The sequence below is a fragment of the Frankia gtarii genome, assembly GCF_025403375.1.
GTDB classification, from domain to species: Bacteria; Actinomycetota; Actinomycetes; order Frankiales; family Frankiaceae; genus Frankia; species Frankia gtarii.
In genome coordinates, this window is record NZ_JAMPTM010000189.1 from 1 (window position 1) to 13,151 (window position 13,151).

The following is a 13,151-nucleotide window of genomic DNA, read 5'->3' on the forward strand; positions in this document are numbered from 1 at the left end:
CTCCTGAGCCGGACTCGGCCCCTCCCCGAGCTGGCGGTCAGATGGTCGGCTGTTGCCGGGCACCCGGCCGGAGACCCGCTCTACGGAAAGGACATCCACCGGTGAACGACGCGGGGCGCTTCCCCGGCCTGACCGCTCGCCTCCAGACCGACACCAGGGTGATGCAGGCCAAGCCCGCCGGCACCGGAGGCGCCGGGTGATCCAGGCGATCGTCTATCTCGCGATCGTCGTGGTGCTGATCGCCGCCAACGCGTTGTTCGTGGCGGCGGAGTTCGCCCTCGTCGCGATCGAGCCGCACCAGGCGGAACGCGCCGCCCGCGCCGGTGACCGGCGCTCCCAGGCCGTCCTGCGGGCCGTGCGTTCGCTGTCGTTCCAGCTTTCCGGCGCGCAGCTCGGCATCACGGTCACCTCACTGGCCGTCGGCTACCTCGCCGAGCCGGCGCTGGCCACCCTCATCCACCCGGTACTGCAGGCCGTCGGCCTGCCGGACGCGCCAAGCTCGGCGCTCGCACTCATCGGTGCCCTGTTCGTCGCGACCGTGAGCCAGATGGTCTTCGGCGAGCTGGTGCCGAAGAACTGGGCGATCAGCGAGCCGCTGCGGGTGGGTCGGGCGGTCTCCTGGCCCCAGGTCTGGTTCTCCCGGATGTGCGGTCCGCTCATCCGGCTGCTGAACGGGGTCGCCAACGCGATCCTGCGCGCGCTGGGGGTCGAGCCCCAGGACGAGATGCACGCCGGCCGGTCCCCCGCGGAGCTCGGCTCGATCGTGCGGTCCTCCGCCCGCCAGGGCACCCTGCCGACCTCGACGGCCGCGCTGCTACGGCAGTCGCTGCGCTTCGGCGACCGCCATGCCGCCGACGTGATGACCCCGCGGGTGCAGACCGTCTGGGCCGACGCTGACATGCACGTCGCCGATCTGCTCGGGGTGGCGCAGGAATCCGGGCACTCGCGCTTCCCGGTTCGGGGACGGCCCGACGGCGACCGGCCCGACGGCGACCGGCCCGACGGCGACCAGGCCGAGGGAGACCTGGCCGGAGACGTGGACGGGGTGGTCGGGGTGGTGCATGTCAAGGACGTCTTCCGGATCCCGGCCGCGCGCCGCGCCACGGTCGGCGTGCACGAGATCATGGTCCCACCGCTGCTCGTGCCCGCCACGTTGGGCTGCGACGCACTGCTCTCCCGGCTGCGCCGGCACGGGCTGCAGCTGGCCGCCGTCATCGACGAGTACGGCGGAACCGCCGGCATCGTCACCCTGGAGGACCTCGTCGAGGAGCTGGTCGGCGAGGTGTCGGACGAGCACGATCTGCCGAGCACGCCGGGGGTGGTGCCCGACGGGCCGCGCTCCTGGCTGGTGTCCGGGCTGCTGCGACCCGACGAGGCAGCCGACGCCACCGGCGTGCGCCTGCCCGACGGGCCGTACGAGACGGTCGCCGGGCTGGTTCTCGCCCGCCTCGGCCATCTCGGCGCGGTCGGGGATCAGGTGGAGGCCGATGGCATCATCCTGACGGTGGTGGCCGTCGATCGGCATCGCATCGATCGGGTACGGCTGACCGCCCCATCCCTGCGGACCTCCCAGGCACGGCAGTCCCGGGCGGAGAGCGGATCTTGACTCTGCTTGCGCTGGTCGCCGGGCTCGCGCTGATCGCCGGCAATGCGTTCTTCGTCGGCGCCGAGTTCGCCTTCGTCTCCGCGCGCCGCGACCGGCTGGAACCCATGGTCGAGGCCGGCGACAAGCGGGCCCACTCGGTCATCGGCACGCTGGAGCACCTCTCACCGCTGCTCGCCGCGACCCAACTCGGCATCACCCTGTGCTCACTGGCCCTCGGCGCCGTCGCCGAGCCGGCGGTCGCGCATCTGCTGACGGACCTGCTCCACGCGCTCGCCGTCCCCGAGGCAGCACAGCACGCGATCGCCTTCGCGGTCGCGCTGACCATCGTGTCCGCGCTGCACATCGTGCTCGGCGAGATCGTGCCGAAGAACCTGTCGATCGCCGGACCGGAACGGGCTCTGGTCTGGCTCGGGCCCCCGCTGATCGCCTTCGCCCGGGCGACCTCGCCGTTCGTGCTCCTGCTGAACACCTTCGCCAACCGGGTGCTGCGCCTGCTGAGGGTCGAGCCCCGCGACGAGCTCGCTTCCGCGTACACCCCGCAGGAGCTGGCCGCCATCATCGCCGAGTCCAAGCAGGAGGGGCTGCTCGAACAGGCCGAACACGAGCGGCTCACCAGCGCCCTCGAGCTCTCCGACCGCGACGCGGGCGCGGTGATGATCCCGCTCGCGCAGGCCGTGACGATCGCCTGGACCACCACCGCCCGCGAGTTGGAGGACGTCGTCGCCCGCACCGGCTACTCCCGGTTCCCGGTACGGGCGCCCGACCCCACGACCGCGCCGAGCTCCGACGCCGACGGCGTGGAGATCGCGGGATTCCTGCACGCCAAGGACGTCCTGGGAATCGCACCCAAGGACCTCGATACCCCGCTGGCCCCACTGCGGCTGCACCGGATGGTGGAGCTGGCCACGGACACGCCCCTGGACCGGGTGCTGCGCCGCATGCAGCGCGCCGGCGGCCATCTGGGCCGGGTCGTCGACGCCGCGGGGACGACCGTCGGCGTCATCGCCATGGAGGACGTGGTCGAGCAGTTCGTCGGCGAGGTGACCGACGCCAGCCACCGCGACTGACGCGGGCCGGCACCCCCGGTGCAGCCCCGCTGCCGCCGGTCTCAGTCGGAGCCGGGTGCCGCCGACTGCACCACCTCGAACGACCACAGCGTGGCCCCGGTAGCCGCGGGAGCGCCGGCCCCGCCGTGACCCCCGGGATGCCCAGGACCGCCCGCACCGCCGTGACCAGCACCGCCGGCCGGCGCGCCGGACCCGGCCGGCGCGTTCGCCGCAGCCTCGGCGGCCGCGCGGCGATGGCCCTCCTCGAACGACTGCGAGGACTGCCACTTCTGGAAGTCCTCCTCGCTGCGCCAGCGGGTGTAGACGAGGTAGGTGTCCGTTCCTTCGATCGGGCGCAGCAGCTCGAACCACTCGAACCCGTCGGCCTGCTCGACCATCCCGGCCCGACCGGCGAACCGCTGTTCCAGGGCGGCCCGCATCTCGGCGGGCACGGTCAGCGCATTGATCTTGACAACGCTCATATCTTCACCGTAGTGCGAAGGTCCCCCAACGGCGCCACTAGAGTGCCCCGACGTGACAGGTCTTCCCCGCGTCGCCGTCCTCGGCATGGACGCGGCCACCGCCGCCGCGACGATCTCCCTCGTCGACGGGGGGCTCGCGGTCACCGCCTACTCCCCCGGCCACGTGCCGCCGACCGCCCATGCCCGCCTCACCGCCTACGGCTGCGCCGACCGGGTCGTCGCGGTGTCGACCGACACCCTGCGGCTGGCAGCCGGCTCGGCGGCGCCGCCCTTCGAGGTCCACGGCGTCCGGGCCGACTCCCAGACCTCGGCGGCGTCCCCTGACCCGGCCGCGGGAGCCGAGGCCGGGGACCTGCTCGGCGTGTTCGACGCGGTGGTGCTGGGCGAGGGCACCGACCGGCTGGGGCCCGGCGGGCCGGGCTCGCCCCGCTTCGGCGGCGTGTTCGATCTGGCGGCCGCCTGGGTCTTCCACGTCGGCGGCTCCCCGGAGTTGGCCGGCGCGCAGGGCCGATGGATCGGTGAGTACCTGCGTGGCCGATACGCCCCGCCCGACCCCGCGGCGATGAGCGCCCGCCCGGCGCCGCTCGGCCGGTCGATGCGCGGCGGGGTCCGCGCCGAGCTCGCCGAGCTGGACCGCGAGCTGCGCGCCGGGCACGCCCGCGCCGCCGCAACCGGCTATCGGCTGCCCGCCCCGGCGCTGTGACGCCGGGGCCGGGGTGGGCGCCGCCCCGGCCCGAGCACCGGATCAGCCGCCCGTGGCAGGGTGGGCCAGCCGGGCCAGGCGGTCCGCGGCAGCTTGCAGGGTGACGAGCTTCTTGGGGAAGCCGAACCTGATGATGTGACGCCCGTCGGCGGGATCGGCGAAGAACGACGAGCCGGGCACGGTCGCCACCCCGATGTCGGTGACCAGTCGCCGGGCCAGGGCCACATCGTCCCCGTCAGGGTCGATCGCACTGGTGTCGCACATCACGTAGTAGGCGCCGTCCGGCTCCCGGAACGTGAACCCGGTGTCGGCCAGCGCGGCGCACAGCAGATCGCGGCGGGCGCGGTACTGCTCGGCCAACCCGTCGTAGTAGGCGGGCGGCAGGCCCATCGCCGCGACGCCGCCGGCCTGCAACGGCGCCGCCGCACCGACGGTCAGGAAGTCGTGGACCTTACGGATCGCCGAGGTGTAGGCGGGTGGCGCGATCGTCCAGCCGACCCGCCAGCCCGTGACCGCGTAGGTCTTCGACAGGGCGTTGATGGTGACGGTCCGATCGGCGAGGCCGGGGATCGTCGCCGGCGGGATGTGGCCGCCGGGTCCGAGGTAGTGGATGTGCTCGTAGATCTCGTCGGTGAACACCAGCGCGTCGTGGCGTTGGCAGAGCTCGGCGACCAGTTCCAGCTCGTCGCGGCGTAGCACCTTGCCGGTCGGGTTGTGCGGGGTGTTCAGGACGATGGCGCGGGTGCGGTCACTGAAGGCCGCGCGCAGCTCCGCCGGGTCGATCGACCAGTCGGGGGCGTGCAGGCGGACCAGCCGCGGGCGGGCGCCGGACAGGATCGTGTCGGGGCCGTAGTTCTCGTAGAACGGCTCGAACATGATCACTTCGTCGCCCGGGTCGACCAGGGCCAGCATGGTGGCGATCATCGCCTCGGTCGAGCCGCAGGTCACGCAGATCTCGGTGTCCGGGTCGACCGACCAGCCCGGGTAGGTCCGCCCCACCTTCGCGGCGACCGCGGCGCGGAACTCCGCCGCCCCCCAGGTGATCGCGTACTGGTTCACGTCCGCGTCGATGGCGGCCTTGGCCGCCTCCTTCAGCTCGGGCGGGCAGGCGAAGTCGGGGAATCCCTGGGCCAGGTTCACCGCGTCATGCGCGAGGGCGAGCCTGGTCATGTCCCGGATGACGGACTCGGTGAAGGTCATCGCCTTCGCGGAGATCCGCGGCTGGGCGGGGGCGGTGGTCTGCTCGGACACCGCCCCATGGTGACATCCGGCGGACGGCCGGGTCGCCTGGGTGGCCGGTGCCGCGCCGCTCGGCCCGGGGGCACCGGACCACGCAGCGCTCACGGTGCCGCGGGACCGGGGTCCTCGCCGAGGGCGTCCCAGGGCTGGCGCACGGGGCCGGTGGCCTGGCCCTGCGGGCACAGCCGGCGGAAGTCGCACCACGAGCACAGCGAGCCGGGACGCGGCGGGAAGGCCTGATCGGGGTCGCCGCCGGTACGCAGGGCCTCGGTCGCCGCGACGGCGTCGGCCGCGACGGACTCGGCGCGCCGGACGTGGCGGGCGATGCTGTCCTCGGTGTGCTCGGCGACGGCGATCGTGCCGGTGGGCACGTGGTGCAGCTCGACCCGCCGGCAGGGCTGGCGCAGCATCCGGCCCGCGGCCAGCGCGTACAGGGCGAGCGCCGGCGAGGTGCGGGCGTCGTCGTCGGTGACGGGCCGCCGGCCGGTCTTGTAGTCGACGACGACGAGTTCGCCGTCGCGGTCGTCGAGGCGGTCCACCCGGCCGGAGAAGGCCAACGCCTCGGTGCGGGCGGCGACCGACCGCTCCACCCCGCGCGGTTCGACCGCCGGGTCCAGGCCGGCCACATAGCCGCGGACCATCTGTACACCCCGCTCCCGCCAGCGCTGCGACTGCTCGGGGTCACGGAAGCCCTCGTCGACCCAGCCCAGGCGCAGCAGCTCGGCGGCGCGCAGCGGGGTACGCCGTTCGAACGGCTCCTCCCACCACCGGCGCAGCGCGTTGTGCACGCTGACGCCGACGGAGGTGTGCGCCCACGGCGGGCCCTTCTGCGGGCGCGGCCGGTCCAGGTAGATCATCCGGTAGCGGCGGGGGCAGTCCTCGAACGCGGCCAGCCGCGACGGCGTACAGGCGAACAGCCTGCGGGGCATGCCGGTGAGCTCCATCTGTGCCATCAGAACGCCTTCGGGTGTCAGGGGAATCGGGTAGGGGTCGAGCCTGCCAGGCGTGCGGGCACACCGCCCACGCCGACGTCAGCGCGGCCTTCGGGCATCGGAGCAGTCACGTGCGCCATGGCCGATCATCATCCCACCGGCGGCGCTGCACCCGTGGCCTCGGCCACCCTGACAATGCGGGCGGGAGTCGCCCGCGACGCCTCGACGCGGGAGGTTCTGGGGCGAGGGGGGTGACTGCGGCGCCACGTAGGTTCCTGGACGGATCCCCGCCGGGCTGGCATGCTTGCCGCATGGAGTGCAGCCGAACCTCGCGCCACGGCGCACTGCTGCCTCCGTTTTATGGGGACCGGGCACGGTCCCCGCTCCACCGCTGACCTCACGCGGTACGAGCGTCAGACCCAGGCCCGGTCCGCACCCGGGTTCTCTTGGCCTGGGCTGCGCCGGGCCTCCGATCGAAAGGCCCCTTCGTGGACAACCTCGTCGACCGTCACGACGCCGCGATCCCCGCGCCCACGGCGCCGGGCGCCACGCTCACCGGTGCGACGCGCGCGCCGATCGCGGGCGAGTCACTGACAATCAGCAACATCGCGCAGGGTCGCCAGCACATCGACGACATCGACGCCCACCTGCGCGAGCTGCTCGCCACCCGCCGCGACCTGTCCCAACAGATCCAGGCGCTGCGCTCGGCCGAGGGCGGCCCCCGGATCGAGCACGCCCGGGAAAACGAGATCATCGCCGTCTGGGCGGACGAGCTGGGCCCCCGCGGCGTCGAGATCGCGATGGCGGTGCTGACGCTCTGCCGCGGCGCGGCGGCCAAGCCCTAGAACGCCGTATCTGGTTGTGATCAGGGGCCGGTGCGCGCGAGCCCCCTGATCACGATCGTGGAGGTCCGGTGGCGGGCGGGGCGTCGGCGGACCGGGGGCCGTCCTGGTCGGGGTCGTGCTTCTCGACAGACACGTGCTTCTCGGCGTGGGTGCGATCTGTGGCAACAGCCCGGTCACGGCGGGCGGGGCGTTCACCCTCGCGGCGTCGGCGCCGGTCGCGCCGTTCCCGATCGTGGTCATGGTCGCGGTCGCGGTCGGCCGTGTCCAGCTCGGCGAGCAGGGCGCGCAGCTCGGAGCGCAGGAAGTCGCGGGTGGCCAGCTCGCCGATGGTGATACGCACGGCGGCCAGCTCGCGGGCCAGGTACTCGGTGTCGTCGCGGGTGCGGACCGACTGCTCCCGGTCCTGGGCGAGGTTCGCCCGGTCCCGGTCGTCCTGCCTGTTCTGCGCCAGCAGGATGAGCGGCGCCGCGTAGGCGGCCTGCAGCGACAGCACCAGCGTCAGGAAGATGAACGGGAACTCGTCGAACCGCCCGGAGCTGGGGACGAAGATGTTGTATGCGACCCACAGCACGATGACGATGCTCTGGGCGACGAGGTAGCGCGCCGTTCCGATGAACCGGGCCACCCGCTCGGCGATCCGGCCGAACGCGTCCGACTCGTAGGCGGGCCGCAGCGACGCGCGCCGCGACAGCCGCGGCTGGTCCAGGCGCGAGCCGCGGCGGCGGCGCCTCACGGAGCCGCCGGCGGGCTGGCGCCCACCCCGCCCAGGGCACCCGGTTCGCCGCCGCTCGCGGGCGGGGGGAGCGCGCCCGGCGTCGTGCTGACGTCGATGTCGGATTCGAGCTGACGCTCGCGCCAGTCGGCCGGCAGCGTGTGGTCGAGAACGTCATCGACGGTGACCACACCGACGAGCCGGCCGCCGCGGTCGAGCACCGGCGCGGCGACCAGGTTGTACGACGCCAGATGCCGGGTCACCTCGGCGAGCGGGGTTTCCGGGCGCAGCGACGCGATGTCCACGTCGATCACCCCGCCGACCAGGGTGGACGGCGGCTCCCGCAGCAGCCGTTGGAAGTGCGCGAGGCCCAGGTAGCGCCCGGTGGGCGTCTCGTACGGCGGGCGGACCACGTAGACCTGCGCGGCCAGCGCCGGGGACAGCTCCGGCTCGCGGATGCGCGCGAGCGCCTCGGCCACCGTCGCGTTCGGGGCGAGCACGACCGGTTCGCTGGTCATGATCCCGCCGGCGGTGTCGTCGGCGTAGCGCAGCAGGCGGCGCACGTCGGCGGCCTCGTTCGGCTCCATCAGCCGCAGCAGCCGCTCGGCGTCCTCCGCGGGTAGCTCGCCGAGCAGGTCGGCGGCGTCGTCGGGGCCCATCGCCTCCAGCACGTCGGCGGCGCGTTCCTCGGCGAGCCCGCCGAGCAGCTCCACCTGCTCGTCCTCGGGTAGTTCCTCCAGGACGTCGGCGAGCCGTTCGTCGTCGAGGGCCGCGGCGACCTCGGCGCGCCGCTTGTCGGACAGGTCGTGCAGCAGGGTCGCGAGATCCGCGGGGCGCAGTTTCTCGAACGCGGCCAGCAGGTTCGCCGCGCCCTGGCCTCCCTCGGCCAGCGACAGGCCGGTGACCTCGTCCCAGGCGACGGTGCGGACCTCGCCTCGCCGGCCCCGCCCCTTGCGCACCGCCACCTGGTCGAGCACCCAGTCCCCGCCGCGGATCGGCTCGATCGCCGCGTCGACGACGGTGACCTCGGTGCCCGAGGACAGCAACGTCGCCCGGCGGTCGAGCAGTTCGCCGAGGACCCGGGTCTCGTTCGGCCGCTGCTGGAAGCGCCGCCAGCTCAGCCGGGCCGACGAGAGCACGACCGCGCCGGACTCCACACCGGTGACCCGCCCGATCGGCACGAAGATCGACCGCCGCTGGACCTCGACCGCGAGGCCCAGCACGCGCGGCGGCTCGTGACCGAGGCGGAGCGTGACGATGACGTCGTGGACCCGGCCGACCTGGTCGCCGTTCGGGTCGAGGACGAGCAGGCCGGCCAGGCGGCGGCAGTACACCCTGGACTGAGCCGGACGCGTGGGCATCGGGGTCACCGACCGCTCCCGACGTGGACGGACATACCGCCGCGGGCCGGCGCCGCAGACCTGTTCACGGCCGGAGGCTACCCGCGCGGGCGCAGCCCGCAACCCCGACCCCGACATACCCGCCCGCCTGGGCGGTCACCTCCGGATCCCGGACCGACGTTGAGCACGATGAGTGACGAGTCGATAACATAAAGATCATGTCGCAGCGTTCCCGCCGCTCGTGCCTGGCCGTCCCCGGCTCCTCGACGAAGATGCTCGACAAGGCCCAGGGCCTACCCGCCGACCAGGTGTTCTGCGATCTGGAGGACTCGGTGGCACCGGCCGCGAAGGAGGCCGCGCGGGCGAACGTGGTCGCGGCGCTCAACGAGGGCGACTGGGCGGGCCGGACCAGGGTCGTCCGGGTCAACGACCTGACGACCCGCTGGACCTACCGCGACGTCATCGAGGTCGTCGAGGGCGCCGGGGCGAACCTGGACTGCGTCATGCTGCCGAAGGTGCAGTCCGCCACCCAGGTGGCGTGGCTTGACCTGCTGCTCACCCAGATCGAGAAGGTGCTGGGGTTCGAGGCCGGCCGGCTCGGGATCGAGGCGCAGATCGAGACCGCACTCGGCCTGTCGAACGTGCGCGAGATCGCCTTCGCCAGCCCGCGGATCGAGACCATCATCTTCGGCCCGGCCGACTTCATGGCGTCGATCAACATGCCGTCTCTCACAGTCGGCACGCTCAGTCCGGACTATCCGGGCGATCCCTTCCACTACGTGCTGTTCAAGATTCTGGAAACGGCCCGCGCCCGCGGGGTGCAGGCAATCGACGGCCCCTTTCTCCAGATCCGCGACAACGATGGTTTCCGGGCAACCGCCGCCCGCTCGGCCGCGCTGGGCTTCGACGGGAAATGGGTACTTCATCCCGGCCAGATCGAGGCGGCCAACGAGATCTACGCCCCGCGCCAGGCCGACTACGACCACGCCGAACTGATCCTGGACGCCTACGCCTGGCACACCTCGACCGAGGGCGGTCTGACCGGCGCGGTGATGCTCGGCGACGAGATGATCGACGAGGCCAGCCGCAAGATGGCCGAGGTCGTCGCGGGCAAGGGCCGCGCCGCGGGACTTGCCCGTACGCGGAAGTTCGAGCAGCCGGTCGGCGTCGAACGCCAGTCAGCCACTTCAGGCCGCAGGAGAGGGACGACCGATGGGCCGGATAGCGCAGACCGATGACCTGACCGACGTGCAGCGCGACATCCTCGCGGCGGTGCGCACGTTCGTCGACAAGGAGATCCTTCCGTTCGCCACCGAACTCGAACACGCCGACGAGTACCCGGAATCGATCGTCGCGTCGATGAAGGAGATGGGGCTGTTCGGAATCACCGTTCCCGAGCAGTACGGCGGGCTGGGCGAGTCGCTGCTCACCTACGCGCTGGTCGTGGAGGAGATCGCCCGGGGCTGGATGAGCGTCGCCGGGGTCGTCAACACCCATTTCATCGTCGCCTACCTGATCGGCCGGCACGGCACCGCCGATCAGCGCAGCCGGCTGTTGCCGCGGATGGCGACCGGCGAGCTGCGCGGCGCGTTCTCGATGAGCGAGCCCGGCTGCGGCTCGGACGTCGCGGCCATCACCACCCGGGCCGACCGGGAAGTCGGCGGCGGCGACGACGGCGACGACGCTTACGTGCTCAACGGGCAGAAGATGTGGCTGACCAACGGCGCGCGGGCCGGCATCGTCGCCACCCTGGTGAAGACCGACGAGGGCGCGGACTCGGTCTACCGGAACATGACCACCTTTCTACTGGAGAAGGAACCGGGCTTCGGCACCCACGACGGGATCACCATTCCCGGCAGCATCGACAAGCTCGGCTACAAGGGCATCGAGACGACCGAGATGATCCTCGCCGACCACCGGGTGCCGGCCGCGGCGATCCTCGGCGGCGCCGACGGCCGCGGCCAGGGCTTTTACCAGATGATGGACGGCGTCGAGGTCGGCCGGGTCAACGTCGCCGCGCGGGCCTGCGGCATCATGATCCGCGCCTTCGAGCTCGGCATCGCCTACGCGCAGACCCGGCGCACCTTCGGCCGGCCGATCGCCGAGCATCAGGCCATCGCCTTCAAACTCGCCGAGATGGCGACCAAGGTCGAGGCCGGCCATCTGATGATGGTCAGCGCCGCCCGCAAGAAGGACTCGGGGCAGCGCAACGACGTCTCCGCCGGGATGGCGAAGTACCTGGCCAGCGAGTACTGCCACGAGGTGACGACGGAGGCGTTCCGCATCCACGGCGGCTACGGCTACTCGAAGGAGTACGAGATCGAGCGCCTCTACCGGGAAGCTCCGTTCATGCTCATCGGCGAGGGCACCTCCGAGATCCAGAAGCGGATCATCAGCCGAGCCCTGCTGCGGGAGTACGAAACGCCTCGCTGACCCGCTCGGGCCGGGGACGACCGCGGGCGCCGTTCACGCCGGCCGCCCGGTCCGACATGCGTAGTCTGCTCCTGACCGACCATCCGGGAACAGGAGCACGCTGATGCAGGTTGCCTTCGTCGGCCTCGGCACCATGGGCTTCCCCATGGCCGGCCATCTCGCCCGCGCCGGCTTCGACACCGTCGTTTACAACCGCACGGAGACGACCGCGGTGCGCTGGTCGGCCGCGCATCCGGGCCGGATCGCGGCGACGCCGGCGCAGGCCGCTGCCGGATCCGACGTGGTCTGCGTCTGCGTCGGGGCCGACGACGACGTCCGCGCGGTGCTGCTCGGCCCGGACGGCGCGCTCGGCGCGCTGGCGCCGGGGGCGACGATCGTCGACCACACGACGACGTCGACGGAACTGGCCGCCGAGATTGCGGCGCAGGCCGCGAAGGTGGGAGTCGGCTTCGTCGACGCGCCGGTGTCCGGCGGGCAGGCCGGCGCCGAGGCGGGGCGCCTCAGCGTGATGTGCGGCGGCGACCCGGACACCGTCGAGGGGGTCCGGCCGGTCCTGGCCGCCTACGGCGCGACGATCACCCGCATCGGCCCGGTCGGCACCGGTCAGCTCACGAAGATGGTCAACCAGATCCTTGTCGCCGGGGCCGTCGAGGGCGCGGCCGAGGCACTGAACTTCGCGATCGCCGCCGGCCTCGACCTGGACCAGGTGTTGCCCGCCGTGTCGGGCGGCGCCGCGAGCTCCTGGTACCTGACCAACCGCGCCGCCACCATGATCCGCGACGAGTTCGACTTCGGCTTCGCCGTCGACTGGATGCGCAAGGACCTGCGGATCTGCCTGGCGGAGGCGGCCCGGCGCGGCGTCGAGGTGCCGCTGACCGAGCTCGCCGAGGCCGATCTCGGCGCCTCGCAGGCCCGCGGCGACGGTCAGCTCGACGCCACCGCCATCATCCGGCTACGCCGACCCGCCCCGACCGCCCCGACCGAAACCGGCACCGACGCGGCGGCCGACGTCAGAGGTACTGCTTCGACGGGTTGACCATCGCGCGGACGGTCTTGCCGTCGTGGAACTCGCCGATCGCGGTCATCACCCAGCTGGGGCCGCCGCGGTCGCGCTGCACCCGGCACATCACCAGGCCGGTGGACGGCTTGGACTCGGACAGGTCGAAGCGGACGAGCTCCTGGCCGGTGAAATCGTCGTAGAGCCGGCAGTAGGCGTTGCTCACGTCGGTGAACGGCTGCCCCTGGAAGCTGTTCACCGTGAAGATCAGGGTGACGACGTTCAGGGGCAGCGCGGCGAGATCCACCTGGATCGTCTCGTCGTCGCCGTCGCCGCGGCCGGTGAGGTTGTCGCCGGAGTGGCGCACCGCGCCGCGCGCGCCCTTCTTGGACATGAACCAGACCTTGTCCACATCCTTGCCGCGATCGTCGAACAGGATGCAGGACGCGTCGAGGTCGATCGACCGGCCGCGCTGCGCCGGATCCCACCCCAGGCCCATCCGCACCCGGGCGAGCGGCGGGGCGCCGGTCTTCACCAGCGACACGCTCTGCCCCTTGGCCAGCGAGACCCGACCCTTGTCCAAATTGACCCGGCCGCCCGGCTGGCCGGCTGGCACGGGCGCGGGCGGCATACCAGAAGGCCCCCGCTGCTGACCGGGCGGCGGCTGCGGCGCACCCCACTGCGGCGCCCCGGGAGGCGGCCCCCACTGCTGACCGGGCGGCGGCGCCGGCGGCGCGCCAGGGGGCGGACCCCACGGCCGGCCGGGCGCCGGCGCCGGCGGGCCCCACCGCGGCGCCCCACCGCCCGGGGCCGGCG

The 13,151-nt window shown here is 72.9% G+C and carries 13 protein-coding genes; 7 read left to right on the forward strand and 6 right to left on the reverse strand.

Going from position 1 to position 13,151, the window contains the following annotated elements; genetic code table 11:
* Window positions 1-196 precede the first annotated feature (196 nt).
* The gene (locus NBZ83_RS22670; protein WP_261575744.1) at window positions 197-1,606 is read left to right on the forward strand and encodes a hemolysin family protein; all 1,410 of its coding nucleotides are present in this window, start codon (window positions 197-199) and stop codon (window positions 1,604-1,606) included.
* A complete protein-coding gene (locus tag NBZ83_RS22675; protein WP_261564840.1) occupies window positions 1,603-2,673 on the forward strand; it encodes a hemolysin family protein in 1,071 nt (356 codons plus the stop codon). The genes NBZ83_RS22670 and NBZ83_RS22675 overlap by 4 nt, the downstream gene beginning before the upstream one ends.
* 41 nt (window positions 2,674-2,714) lie before the next feature.
* On the opposite strand, the gene NBZ83_RS22680 is transcribed toward NBZ83_RS22675, so the two are convergent.
* Complete coding sequence (locus NBZ83_RS22680; protein ID WP_261575745.1) at window positions 2,715-3,134, reverse strand: antibiotic biosynthesis monooxygenase family protein; 420 nt, start codon at window positions 3,132-3,134, stop codon at window positions 2,715-2,717.
* 52 nt (window positions 3,135-3,186) lie between these two features.
* Between NBZ83_RS22680 and NBZ83_RS22685 the strand changes: the two genes are divergently transcribed.
* Window positions 3,187-3,837 carry a hypothetical protein gene (locus NBZ83_RS22685; RefSeq protein ID WP_261564843.1) on the forward strand — a complete coding sequence of 217 codons (651 nt, stop codon included), beginning with the start codon at window positions 3,187-3,189 and terminating at the stop codon, window positions 3,835-3,837.
* Between the two features lie 42 nt (window positions 3,838-3,879).
* Here NBZ83_RS22685 and NBZ83_RS22690 read toward each other — a convergent pair whose 3' ends face one another.
* On the reverse strand, window positions 3,880-5,088 hold the full coding sequence (locus NBZ83_RS22690) for a pyridoxal phosphate-dependent aminotransferase (protein WP_261564845.1): 1,209 nt from the start codon (window positions 5,086-5,088) through the stop codon (window positions 3,880-3,882).
* Window positions 5,089-5,177: 89 nt separating this feature from the next.
* Window positions 5,178-6,029 carry a RecB family exonuclease gene (locus NBZ83_RS22695; RefSeq protein WP_261575746.1) on the reverse strand — a complete coding sequence of 284 codons (852 nt, stop codon included), beginning with the start codon at window positions 6,027-6,029 and terminating at the stop codon, window positions 5,178-5,180.
* 467 nt (window positions 6,030-6,496) lie between these two features.
* On the opposite strand from NBZ83_RS22695, the gene NBZ83_RS22700 reads away from it, so the two are divergent.
* On the forward strand, window positions 6,497-6,853 hold the full coding sequence (locus NBZ83_RS22700) for a chorismate mutase (protein WP_261564847.1): 357 nt from the start codon (window positions 6,497-6,499) through the stop codon (window positions 6,851-6,853).
* A 49-nt stretch (window positions 6,854-6,902) separates the two neighbouring features.
* On the opposite strand, the gene NBZ83_RS22705 is transcribed toward NBZ83_RS22700, so the two are convergent.
* Together NBZ83_RS22705 and NBZ83_RS22710 are read right to left on the reverse strand one after the other, a co-directional pair.
* Window positions 6,903-7,586 (reverse strand): DUF1003 domain-containing protein, encoded by a 684-nt coding sequence (locus tag NBZ83_RS22705; protein WP_261575747.1) that lies wholly within the window; start codon window positions 7,584-7,586, stop codon window positions 6,903-6,905.
* Window positions 7,583-8,926: a magnesium transporter MgtE N-terminal domain-containing protein gene (locus NBZ83_RS22710; RefSeq protein WP_261564849.1), complete on the reverse strand. Its 1,344-nt coding sequence runs from the start codon at window positions 8,924-8,926 to the stop codon at window positions 7,583-7,585. Before NBZ83_RS22710 ends, NBZ83_RS22705 begins: the two co-directional genes overlap by 4 nt.
* A gap of 197 nt (window positions 8,927-9,123) precedes the next feature.
* On the opposite strand from NBZ83_RS22710, the gene NBZ83_RS22715 reads away from it, so the two are divergent.
* The 3 genes from NBZ83_RS22715 (at window position 9,124) to NBZ83_RS22725 (ending at window position 12,374) form a co-directional block, all read left to right on the forward strand.
* Window positions 9,124-10,143 (forward strand): HpcH/HpaI aldolase/citrate lyase family protein, encoded by a 1,020-nt coding sequence (locus NBZ83_RS22715; protein ID WP_261575748.1) that lies wholly within the window; start codon window positions 9,124-9,126, stop codon window positions 10,141-10,143.
* Window positions 10,118-11,338 (forward strand): acyl-CoA dehydrogenase family protein, encoded by a 1,221-nt coding sequence (locus tag NBZ83_RS22720; protein ID WP_261564852.1) that lies wholly within the window; start codon window positions 10,118-10,120, stop codon window positions 11,336-11,338. The genes NBZ83_RS22715 and NBZ83_RS22720 overlap by 26 nt, the downstream gene beginning before the upstream one ends.
* A 103-nt stretch (window positions 11,339-11,441) precedes the next feature.
* The gene (locus tag NBZ83_RS22725; protein WP_261564853.1) at window positions 11,442-12,374 is read left to right on the forward strand and encodes an NAD(P)-dependent oxidoreductase; all 933 of its coding nucleotides are present in this window, start codon (window positions 11,442-11,444) and stop codon (window positions 12,372-12,374) included.
* Here NBZ83_RS22725 and NBZ83_RS22730 read toward each other — a convergent pair.
* The coding region (locus NBZ83_RS22730; protein ID WP_261575749.1) for a TerD family protein at window positions 12,349-13,151 on the reverse strand (803 nt) is incomplete at its 5' end. The genes NBZ83_RS22725 and NBZ83_RS22730 overlap by 26 nt on opposite strands.

Bases quoted from the DNA above. Each gene is read 5' to 3' on its own strand.
- NBZ83_RS22680 (WP_261575745.1), bottom strand. From the start codon at position 3,134: ATGAGCGTTGTCAAGATCAATGCGCTGACCGTGCCCGCCGAGATGCGG.
- NBZ83_RS22695 (WP_261575746.1), bottom strand. From the start codon at position 6,029: ATGGCACAGATGGAGCTCACCGGCATGCCCCGCAGGCTGTTCGCCTGT.
- NBZ83_RS22710 (WP_261564849.1), bottom strand. From the start codon at position 8,926: ATGCCCACGCGTCCGGCTCAGTCCAGGGTGTACTGCCGCCGCCTGGCC.
- NBZ83_RS22715 (WP_261575748.1), top strand. From the start codon at position 9,124: ATGTCGCAGCGTTCCCGCCGCTCGTGCCTGGCCGTCCCCGGCTCCTCG.
- NBZ83_RS22720 (WP_261564852.1), top strand. From the start codon at position 10,118: ATGGGCCGGATAGCGCAGACCGATGACCTGACCGACGTGCAGCGCGAC.
- NBZ83_RS22725 (WP_261564853.1), top strand. From the start codon at position 11,442: ATGCAGGTTGCCTTCGTCGGCCTCGGCACCATGGGCTTCCCCATGGCC.